The sequence below is a fragment of the Salinicola rhizosphaerae genome, from assembly GCF_014652715.1.
GTDB lineage: Bacteria > Pseudomonadota > Gammaproteobacteria > Pseudomonadales > Halomonadaceae > Salinicola > Salinicola rhizosphaerae.
Map to the genome: position 1 here is coordinate 38,719 of NZ_BMZI01000011.1, position 2,766 is coordinate 41,484.

A 2,766-nucleotide genomic window follows, 5' to 3' on the forward strand; every position below is an offset into this window, starting at 1 on the left:
TTAGAAACCTCAACAGATGCACTATCTATCCCTGCCTTCACCGTAGAACGACCAACAGCCTTCAGACTTCCATCTCGTAGCAATGCCACGGCACCGATGAGAAGTAGCACTGCCTCAGCTATGAAAACCAGACGCGTTGGAGCAGGGGCAAAGTCGGCAAACAAGCCCCCCAGCAATGGGCCACAGGCCAAGCCACTGGAGATGGCAAGAGAAGCGACTAGCGAGGGCCGAGCGTGCTTGGCACGCTCAAACACCGCTGTAATCGCCGCAGGGCCACAGGAAATAAACACCCCTGCGGCCATGCCACTGACCAATCGACCGAGCATGAGCTGCCATGCCGTCTCGGCGCCCGCAAAAGCTACCGAGGCGAAACAGCTCAGAAGGGCCGCACCGACCAGCGACATACGCCAACCAATCCGGTCGACGTAGCGGCCAAGCCCAAGCAGCCCTATCAACACACCCCCTTGATATAGGGAGAACAACACCGTGATGGTTGCCGTCGGAAACCCGATCTCATCCTGCCATAACGGATAAATCGGCGATGGCATGTTTGAGAGCAGGAATGCGGCGAATACTAGGGCTGCTGCAATCACTTGTTAAACTCCGGTACGCTTGAGCGCTCAGCGCCGGTATACCAGGTGGCAGGAACCCATGCTTGGCGCCCAGCATCATGGAACGTCTGCTCAAAGTCCGCCACCATGGCATTGCGTAGCGCCTTGGTTTCAGCCATGTCGATCGACAAGGTTTCCCAACGCTCTCTGTCGCCGATGATGGCTACGCCATACGCTTCTCGTGCACGCTCAATACTGATGTATTCGTCAATTACATCTTCGAGCACCAGTTGAGGGTCACGCACAAGTGGCGACCCGTAGCCACCCGCTCCCGAACCGAGGGAGACGATCGTGTCCCGGGTTTCCAGCATTACTTCTGCGACAACATCCTTGACTTGGTGGTAAGCGCCATCGGCATTAACTACCCATGCCTCAGGCCCAGACGCAGCACCGCCACCATGAATTCCTTGCGAACGATTTTCCACTCCTTCCATGTAGTAGTACGAAGCCGCAGGTGCGTGAGCAGGCCCATATGAGGAAACAGTGCCAGGAGCGCCTCGAAAATTACCTGCCCCCTCGGAGTCAGTCCTTACCGTCGCATGCTGCCAGACTACCAGTGGATAGCGCTGTTCGGTGATTTCGGATGAATCCAAGTGTGGAATTCCTGCTCCCATGATGGTAGCAAAAGACAGCCAGCCATCGCTAAAAGCCGTAGCCGGGCCGCCAGAAGAGCCAGAGAAAACCTGGAAGATGTATTCCTCACCGTTACGCTTGGGATCACGCCCCGACACAACGGCCTCATGGGGAGGACAGCCATAAGGCGGCTCCGCTGCTCCAATGTCTTCCTTCGACATCGACGCGATCCCTGACAGGATCATCCCAGTCACTCGGTCAGTAATTGTACGCGTTGCTGCAGAGCAGCTGGCTGGATGACGGGGGATACCCACCACACAATTCTCACGAACCAAAATATCGATTCGCCGATGGCTACCTGACGTGTTGGGGACGCTGAATGCCTCGCCTCCTTCTGAGGTGTTCAGAGCCATCAGGATGGCGGTCACCGCGTTGTTTTTTGAGGTGGCCTCAGTGAGGTTGAGCCCTGTAGGAGTGCAATCAGGGTTATCTCGCAAATCCACAGCGATACGACCTTCTTCAGGCTTGACCTCCACGCTTGCATGCAGATCAAGACCATCCGGAATGCCAGGAAACGCGTCCATTTTGGTCTTGAGGTCAATCTTACCAGCCGGCAGCTTTGCAATGCCTGCCGCCGCCATACGCTCGCCATAGTTCAGCCACTCGCTGATGAACGCCCTCAGGTGCTCAATGCTCTTGAAGCTGGCACAGAAGGCTTGCAAGCGCTTTTCGGCCAGGCGAAGTGCCCCGAGAGAGGCCAGATAGTCGCCGTACCAGGTATCGAAGGCCCGGATACGAACACGAGCCATTCCAATGATATCGCTCACATCCTGATAGTTTGACTGCACCTTCACACACGGGAAAATCAAGGCGCCCTCTTCGTAGACGTCTCGCGCACGAGGCATGTAGGTGGTGGGTTGTGAGTTACCGATATCAACTTGGTGTGCCTTGGCGATTGCGGTAAATACATGCTCCCCCTGGTAGAAAACCGGTACCACTAACGTATGGTCAGCTGCGTGGGTGTTACCGTCGTAAGGATCGTTGTGCAAAAACGCGTCGCCCTCGCGAAAATCTGGATGCTTGCGTGCCATCGACTTAGCGATAAGGGTAGAGCCGTAGACGTGCACCGGAAAACCACCCGGGGCAGAGATCAAGTCATGGTCACTGCTGGTGATTGAGCAGGAGAAGTCGTGCGCTGCCATGGTCGTGGAGCGCGCAGTACGGATCATCGTGTTGGTCATTTCACGGGTGATGCTATCCAACCGATTCGCCATGATGCTGAGCGTAATCGGGTCAATTTGATCGACGTTGGAAGTAGTGTTGGTCATTTCGAATCCTTGGTCTTGAGCTCAAAAGGCCGTTGTCAGTCGAGAGAAATCAGGTAGTGAGTCGGACGGGTCAGCGCAGTCGAGTCAGGCGGAAGAACGATCGTCGTTGTCGGCTCCTCAATGACGGCCGGGCCTTTGATCGTGATGTTGCTAGGCAGCTTTTCTACCCGGTAGACAGCACCCTGCAACTCAACGCCATCAAAGAACATCCGGCGATAGGACGGCTCTGGTATTGACTGGTCAGCCCCGAGCAG

The 2,766-nt window shown here is 55.9% G+C and carries 3 protein-coding genes; all 3 read right to left on the reverse strand.

What is annotated here, in order from left to right:
• Nucleotides 1-593: MFS transporter (locus IE125_RS19015; RefSeq protein WP_194523957.1), on the reverse strand; the 593-nt coding region annotated here is incomplete at its 3' end.
• A complete protein-coding gene (locus IE125_RS19020; RefSeq protein WP_189446265.1) occupies nt 590-2,512 on the reverse strand; it encodes a hydantoinase B/oxoprolinase family protein in 1,923 nt (640 codons plus the stop codon). The genes IE125_RS19020 and IE125_RS19015, both read right to left, overlap by 4 nt.
• Nucleotides 2,513-2,547: 35 nt before the next feature.
• Nucleotides 2,548-2,766 (reverse strand): hypothetical protein (locus IE125_RS19300; RefSeq protein ID WP_229809218.1); only part of this gene is annotated, 219 nt, incomplete at its 5' end.

Excerpts from the sequence above, each read along its gene's own strand:
- IE125_RS19020 (WP_189446265.1), bottom strand. The coding sequence starts at position 2,512 with ATGACCAACACTACTTCCAACGTCGATCAAATTGACCCGATTACGCTC.